General features: G+C 51.3%; 6 protein-coding genes. 1 reads left to right on the top strand and 5 read right to left on the bottom strand.

The annotated features are described in order from the left end of the window. Window positions 1–93: 93 nt before the first annotated feature. Genes ABUL11_RS02950 through ABUL11_RS02970 form a run of 5 tightly spaced genes read right to left on the bottom strand, consistent with a single transcriptional unit; the run spans window position 94 to window position 5,183 of the window. Window positions 94–2,250, bottom strand: a complete 2,157-nt coding sequence (locus ABUL11_RS02950; protein ID WP_350282370.1) for a type IV pilus secretin PilQ — start codon at window positions 2,248–2,250, stop codon at window positions 94–96. Continuing rightward, complete coding sequence (locus tag ABUL11_RS02955; RefSeq protein WP_350282371.1) at window positions 2,250–2,780, bottom strand: pilus assembly protein PilP; 531 nt, start codon at window positions 2,778–2,780, stop codon at window positions 2,250–2,252. The genes ABUL11_RS02950 and ABUL11_RS02955 overlap by 1 nt, the downstream gene beginning before the upstream one ends. Beyond that, a complete protein-coding gene (locus ABUL11_RS02960) occupies window positions 2,777–3,427 on the bottom strand; it encodes a type IV pilus inner membrane component PilO (protein ID WP_350282372.1) in 651 nt (216 codons plus the stop codon). Before ABUL11_RS02960 ends, ABUL11_RS02955 begins: the two co-directional genes overlap by 4 nt. Then, window positions 3,424–4,035 (bottom strand): PilN domain-containing protein, encoded by a 612-nt coding sequence (locus ABUL11_RS02965; RefSeq protein WP_350282373.1) that lies wholly within the window; start codon window positions 4,033–4,035, stop codon window positions 3,424–3,426. The genes ABUL11_RS02960 and ABUL11_RS02965 overlap by 4 nt, the downstream gene beginning before the upstream one ends. Next, window positions 4,032–5,183 carry a pilus assembly protein PilM gene (locus ABUL11_RS02970; protein WP_350282374.1) on the bottom strand — a complete coding sequence of 384 codons (1,152 nt, stop codon included), beginning with the start codon at window positions 5,181–5,183 and terminating at the stop codon, window positions 4,032–4,034. Before ABUL11_RS02970 ends, ABUL11_RS02965 begins: the two co-directional genes overlap by 4 nt. Window positions 5,184–5,343: 160 nt before the next feature. Here ABUL11_RS02970 and ABUL11_RS02975 point away from each other — a divergent pair. Further along, a partial coding sequence (locus ABUL11_RS02975) for a penicillin-binding protein 1A (RefSeq protein ID WP_350282375.1) occupies window positions 5,344–7,399 on the top strand: 2,056 nt, incomplete at its 3' end.

Below are 7,399 nucleotides of genomic sequence, written 5' to 3' on the forward strand. Positions count from 1 at the left end.
CACCTCTCCTCTTTTTTCATGGATTCAAATTCAGTAATGACAAAGGGGCCATACCAAGCCCCCTTCCTTTTTGCCAGGCACTGTATCAGGAATTCAATTCAATGCCGATCGAATATTGTTGCTGAGGTTTTCGTTCAGGATGCGCGGTGTGACGAAGATCAGCAATTCGCGTTTGTCATCCCGTTTCGCGGTGTTTTTGAACAGATTCCCCAGTACGGGGATATCTCCCAAAAGTGGAACCTGGTTACGATCCTGCTTTTCGACCTGTTCGAAAATACCGCCGATGACGACTGTACCGCCATTCTCCACCAGTACCTCGGTAACGATCTGCTTGGTGTCGATCGCTGGTCCGGCGGGTGTATTTTCTCCCCGGGTATCCTGATTGACTTGCAGTTTCATGATGATGTTGTCATCAGGGGTGATTTGCGGCGTAACCTTGAGACCAAGCACAGCTTTTTTGAACTGGATCTGCGGCCGTGTCACGCTGATGGTCTGAAACGGGATTTCGGTACCCTGCTCGATACTTGCTTCTACACGGTTGGCTGTTACCAAGCGCGGGCTGGCAATCACCCGGCCCTTGCTGTCCGACTCCAGTGCGGAGAGTTCAAGATTGATTAGCGTGCCATTGTTGATCTTGATCAGGCTCAGGCCCAGTGCGGCCGGTCCACCTGCAACACCGGCCAGTGCAGCCGCCGGCAGATTGACGTTGAGATTATCCCCGCCAGAAGGTGATACCGTACCGGCAGCCAGTCCGCTGGAGTTGCCCAGATTGCCGGAAATCCCCAGCCGCCGCCCATTGGTCTCGCTGCCAATGCGGGTGGCGTTCTGCACCCCGAAACGGGCTCCCAGGTTACGGCTGAATGTATCGGTTGCTTCGACGATTCGGGTTTCGATCATAACCTGTCGTACCTGAGTATCGAGGTTGGCGACGTGTCTTGCTACTTCTGCCAGCCGTGTGGGAATATCGGTAACGGTCAGGGTATTGCTGATGTCATCCACTTCCACCGAACCGCGCTGGCTCAGAATACCTTTGAGCGGAATCGAGCTGGCGGTTCTGTAATTCAGTTTGAAAGCCTCGGTTTGCAATACTTCCAACTCGGTGATCTGCTGGTTCTGCTCCAGTTGCAGCTTTTCACGAGCAGCCATTTCTTCCCGTGGCGCAATGAAAATCACATTGCCCGCCCTGCGCTTAGCGAGATCATTCGTTTGCAGCACGATATCCAGTGCCTGATCCCAGGCAACATCTCTCAACCGCAAGGTCAGATTACCTTTGACGGAGTCACTGGCGATGATATTCAGGTCAGTAAAGTCTGCAATTACCTGCAGAATCGAACGAATCTCGACATCCTGGAAATTGAGTGAGAGTTTTTCACCGGTATAGCCCCCATCGATCAGTTTCTTGTGAATGGGGATATCTTCGGCTTCAGCCATCGGTCTGATTTCCACTACAAAACTGGTGCCGGTCTGCCAGGAAGTATGTTCCCAACGCCCTTTCGGCTCGATGATCATCTGCACGTTGCCCTCCCGGGTAATCGTCTCGACTGACTGCACCGGTGTGGCAAAATCCAGTACATTCAACCGCCGTTCGAGATTAGGGGGCAGATAGGCTTTTATGAATTCAACCAGCAATCTGCTGCCGTGACTATGGACATTGACCACTGCGCCCGGCTGCGAAAGTTCTACTTCCACCCTGCCTTCGCCCTGGGTACCCCGATGAAAGTCGATATCGCGCAGACTAATCATTTCGCTTTTCGCCGGACTGGAAGCCGAAAGGGGCGGGCGGGCAGAAGTTCCACCAGAGATTTCATTGCTTTTGAGCGATATCAGTAAATGATTACCTTCGACATCGGTTTCATAGGCAGCCGTGTTTGACAGATTCATCACCAGACGAGTACGGCCCTCGGCAGGTACGACATCGATATTTTTGATGACACCACGACCGGGAATTTTGCCCGATTTGCCCAGTGCACTGTCCATCTGCTCCAGGTCAAAGTAAAGGCGATCAGGATCATTCAGCAACACTCCGGCAGGTGGTACTTCAACCGGTTTGTCCAGAGTTAACCTGACAACCGTCCTGCCATCAGTCTGTGACGAGATATCCACTACGCGCAGTGTGTTGACCGATGCGACTACAGTCTGCACATAACCCCAGGCAAGCAGCAAAATACAGGTCGACAAGCATCGCCAAACCCGCTGAACAACCCTGATGACCCGATTCTCGTACTCTTTGTTTCCCATTATCCAGTTCATTATTTCCGCTCCTGAGTTTGCAGCATGAGTACACTGGCCCGTTCGCTCCATTCGTCCCCGCTATCCCGTGTAATCTCTCTCAATTTGATCTCCGCTTCGGAAACGCCCGTAATCAGGCCGAAATTCTGGCCCAGGTAATTACCAACTCTGACACGATGAACCGAGTTATCCGGAGCTCTGACCAGGGCAAAAACATTATTTCCGCGCCGCAGCGAACCCACCATGACGAGATTCTCCAGTGGAAAACTCTCCAGTGCTTCCTTCGCTCGCTTCAAATCAGGTTCCAGTACATTGCGATCCGGTCTCCCCGGCTTGTTTTTCCGGTTACTGAAGGGGTCAGGAATATCGAACGCCTGATAAACAAAATGCTCCAGCGGCCTGATTTCTGGCAGGGAATCCACTTTTCCCTTCAATCCCGCACCTGATTCTCTGACGAAAGATTCCAGATCTTCATAACCCTCCGGGCTGCATGCACCCACCAATGACAGCAGCATCATTACAGCTATCCACCAGCTGAACCGGCTGCTCATGACGCCCCCTTTGGATTCTTCTGTTTGTCTTTCTCTGTTATTTCTCTGTTATGTGCTGCGATTTCCTCATCGTCGAGATAACGAAAGGTTTTCGCCGTCGCATTGAATATCAACTGATGATCTTTGCCGGGAGTGATCTCGATATTGTGCAGCGTGACAATGCGCGGCAGCTGAGCTACATCACTGGCAAAAGCACCGATATCGTGATAATTGCCCGTTACTCTGACAGTAACCGGCAATTCGGCATAGAAATCCCGCAGCGTCTCTCTGGTATCGGGTTTGAACAGTTCGAACTGCAATCCACGTCCCAGCCCTGCCCGATTGATATCTACCAGCAGCGCATCCAATTCAGATTTGTTGGGCAGTTGCTTGAGCAAGGTGCCCAATGTTTGTTGCACTTCTACCAGTTGCTGACGCAGGGCATCGAGATTGACTGCACTGGTCTTTTTGGCAAGGAAAGTACTTCTGAGCGTATTTTCTTCTTCCCGCACTTGCTCCAGTGTCGTCCACTGTTCTTCCCAATCCAGAAAATAACCGGCCACCATCAGGATTGCCAGCAACAGTGCAAGCACACCTGCCTTAATTACAACCGGCCAGCTCCCCGGCTCATTAGGATTGACATGACGCAACTCCTCCAGCAGATTCATGGCTGCCCCGTCGCTGCGGTAATTTTTGATGTCATTTCCTCTCCTCTGGTATGGCTGTCTTCTTCCGGTAACTCGGTCAACCTGACACTCAAATCGAATTCACTGAGCCTGATTCCGTTTGCGGTAGCCGCCTTGATTTCGATCAGGAGTGGCGACTCCATCCAGGATGAAGCATCCAGATTACGCATCAGCGTCGAGACCCAGGCATTGGACTGAGCATAGCCGGCAAGACGAACATGCTCGTTCGTCTGCTTGAAGCCCTTCAGATAAACCCCTTCCGGTACTCGCCTGGCCACCTCGTCCAGCATGTGCACCACCTTGGCACGATTGCCTTGCAGTGATTCGACGATCCCTTTGCGTGCCAGCATTTCCTGAATTTTTTCTCTGATCGATCTGATCTCGGCAATCTGCCGGTCCAGCACGGCGATCTCATCCTTCAGATACTGATTGCGCCCATTCTGGTAATCGATTTTATCCAGTACCATTTCGTGTACTCCCCATATGATCAGCATACCCAGTATCACAGTGAGGCCGGCCAGTACGGCAAACTGCTGCTGGCGTGCCTTGCGCCTGAGTTCACGGTATGGAAGCAAATTGATGCGTATCATGACGGGTCAAATCCTCTCATGGCCAGGCCGCAGGCCGTCAACAGAACAGGAGCATCCATTTTCAGTTGTCTTGGTACCATCCGACCGGACAGTTCCATATCAGCAAATGGATTGATGATCCGGGTAGTCACTTTGGTACGTTCAGATATAATCTCTTCCAAGTCAGGAATGGCTGCGCACCCTCCTGACAGAAAAATGTAGTCCACCTGGGTATACTGGGTAGAAGTAAAAAAAAACTGAAGTGCCCGAGATACTTCCAATGCCACCGTTTCACAAAAGGGCTGCAACACATCATGCCGGTAATTTTCCGGCAATGTTCCGTTGCGCTTGGCAATCTCGGCTTCTTCGGGAGAAAGATTGAACTGGTTCTGAATTTCCTGTGTCAGCTGATCTCCGCCAAAAGACAGATCGCGCATATAAATGGATTCCCCGTTCAACAGCGTATTGATCCGGGTAACGCTCGCGCCTATGTCTATCAGGGCAATTACCTTATCCTTGCCATCCTCCGGCAGTTGCTGTCTGATCGCTCTGGCAGATACTGCCTGCGCAGCAAACTGTTCGATATCCATCACCATCACTTTCAGTCCGGCTGACACGGCCGTTGCTACCCGATCTTCCACCTTATCCTTACGGGCAGCTGCCAGCAGCACTTCCACTTCTTCCGGATGACCTGGAACCGGCCCGATCACCTGAAAATCAAGATTGACCTCATCCAGCGCAAATGGCACATACTGATTAGCTTCTGTTTCGACTTGAAATTCCAGATCGTCTTCACGCAAACCGGCGGGAACATGGATTTTCTTGGTAATGACAGAAGTCAGCGGCAGTGCCATGACAATTTTTTTCTGTCGTGCCCCCATCCGTTTCAAAGCGCGCCGGAGACACTCACTTACCTGTTCGATCTGGTTGATTCCACCATCTTGCAAAGCATCTACCGGCATGGGTTCGATCACATACCGCTCCAGGCGGTATGAATGAGGTGGCCGGCCTTTCCTGGAAAGCTCTACTACCTTGATCGACGAGGCGCTGATATCCACCCCCAGCATGCGATCAGTGCCTGCCAGCAGGCTGAAGTCGATATCAAACTTGATATCGAGAGGTTTTTTCAGGATGGACGGGCTCAAGGCCATATCTGCTCTCACTTGCATAACGTGTTGACCGGAATATTTTCATCCGGACGGAGTATTGCGACTGAGGCCGATTCTGACAGCTTAATGAATGAGTTAATTCATGCAATAACAATTGATATACCCTTTATAATTTCATTCTGGATCATTTTTCACCCTACACGACACACACCACCTCTGAATGTTATTCCGTTGGTTTTACCGTTTCTTCCTGGTCGCTCTGGCCACTGGCTTGCTTACCGCATTGCTGGTGGTATTTGCTGCCCTGGTTACGCTGCCCTCACTGCCCAGTCTTGAAACACTGACTGATTACCGTCCCAAAATACCGTTGAGAATTTACAGTGCCGACAATTTACTGATCGGCGAATTCGGCGAGGAACGCAGGGATTTCGTCAAAATTGGGGAGGTACCCGAATCGCTCAAACAAGCGATTCTGGCAGCCGAGGACGATCGTTTTTATCAGCATTACGGTGTGGATTACATCGGTGTCTTACGTGCCATTTATTCCAATTTCAAGGCAGGTGGTGCGCATCAGGGAGCAAGCACCATCACCATGCAGGTGGCACGCAATTTCTTCCTGACCAAAGAAAAAACGCTTACCAGAAAATTCAGCGAGGCTTTACTGGCCTTCAAAATCGAGCATAGTCTGAAGAAAGACCAGATCTTAGAGCTGTATATCAACCAGATTTATCTCGGACAACGCAGTTACGGTTTTTCTTCTGCAGCACAATCCTATTTCGGCAAAAAGCTTACTGACATCAATCTGGCGGAAGCGGCCATGCTGGCCGGACTTCCTAAGGCACCCTCGCGATTCAATCCGATTGTCAACCTGGAACGAGCAAAAACCCGACAGCAATATGTATTGAGACGGATGCACGAACTCGGATATATCTCCGCTGAACAGTTCGCGCAGGCAAAAGAGACTGCGACTGCGACTGCAATTCATCGCCGGGCAAAAATCTTCGCCATGCCCGCTGATTATGTCGCAGAAATGGTACGGCAGATTGTTTACGATCGCTACCGGGAAGAGGCCTACACTCGCGGAATCAAGGTCTATACCACGTTGAGAAAAACAGATCAGGAAGCAGCTTACCGAGCGTTACGCAAAGGCGTCACGGATTATGATGCCCGGCATGGTTACCGTGGTCCGGAAGCATTCCTGGAACTGCCCAAAGACCCCAAGGATCGTGAAGCATTGCAGGACATCATGCAGGATATCCGCAACAGCGATGATATTCTGGCAGCAGTTGTTCTATCTGCCACACCCAGCGCCGTCGAAGCCTTCCGCAAAAATGGAGAAACCATCCGAATCACAGGCGATGGTTTGAAAGCAGCACGCCAATTTCTCGGTAATGATCCCAAAATCGGCGAGAAACGGATACGCCCCGGCGCATTGATTCGAGTAAAGAAAACAGAAAAGGGTAACTGGCAGATCGTTCAATTGCCCGAAATCGAAGCTGCACTGGTTGCAATGGATCCGAACAATGGCGCCATTCGCGCATTGGTAGGCGGGTTTGACTACCACCTCAACAAATTCAATCATGCTACACAAGCCTGGCGCCAGCCGGGATCGAGCTTCAAACCGTTCGTTTATTCTGCCGCACTTGAAAAAGGCTTTACTCCGGCTACGATCATCAATGACGCACCGCTATATCTACAGATTGGCGGCAAAACCTGGGAACCCCGGAATTATGATGGCAAATTCAGTGGCCCAATCAGAATGCGCACCGCACTGACACATTCCAAAAACCTGGCATCGGTCCGTATTCTTCAGGCGATTGGCCCGACTTATGCGCAGGACTACGCCACCCGTTTCGGTTTCGATAAGAAACATCACCCTGCAGTCCTTCCCATGGCACTCGGGGCCGGCTCAGCCACACCAATGCAAATGGCTATCGGATACGCTACGTTTGCCAATGGAGGCTACCACATTCATCCCTACTTCATCGAACGGATTGAGGATGAGCATGGAAACATCATCGAACAAGCCCGCTTTGCCACTGCTGGCCAGAATGCCAAACAGGTCATCGATCCACGCAATGCGTTTCTGATGACCAGCATAATGCAGGATGTCGTTCAGAGAGGGACTGCTGCCCGGGCCAGAGCGCTCAAGCGCAATGACATCGCAGGAAAAACGGGAACGACCAGTAACGCAGTCGATGCCTGGTTCTGTGGTTATCAAAAAGATCTGGTGGCGGTTACCTGGATGGGATTCGATGAACCCAGATCCATGGGCA

The organism is Nitrosomonas sp., assembly GCF_040256045.1.
Classification (GTDB): domain Bacteria; phylum Pseudomonadota; class Gammaproteobacteria; order Burkholderiales; family Nitrosomonadaceae; genus Nitrosomonas.

What these genes read in the sequence shown, in the direction of transcription:
- ABUL11_RS02950 (WP_350282370.1), bottom strand. Translation starts at nt 2,250, where the DNA reads ATGAACTGGATAATGGGAAACAAAGAGTACGAGAATCGGGTCATCAGG.
- ABUL11_RS02955 (WP_350282371.1), bottom strand. Translation starts at nt 2,780, where the DNA reads ATGAGCAGCCGGTTCAGCTGGTGGATAGCTGTAATGATGCTGCTGTCA.
- ABUL11_RS02960 (WP_350282372.1), bottom strand. Translation starts at nt 3,427, where the DNA reads ATGAATCTGCTGGAGGAGTTGCGTCATGTCAATCCTAATGAGCCGGGG.
- ABUL11_RS02965 (WP_350282373.1), bottom strand. Translation starts at nt 4,035, where the DNA reads ATGATACGCATCAATTTGCTTCCATACCGTGAACTCAGGCGCAAGGCA.
- ABUL11_RS02970 (WP_350282374.1), bottom strand. Translation starts at nt 5,183, where the DNA reads ATGCAAGTGAGAGCAGATATGGCCTTGAGCCCGTCCATCCTGAAAAAA.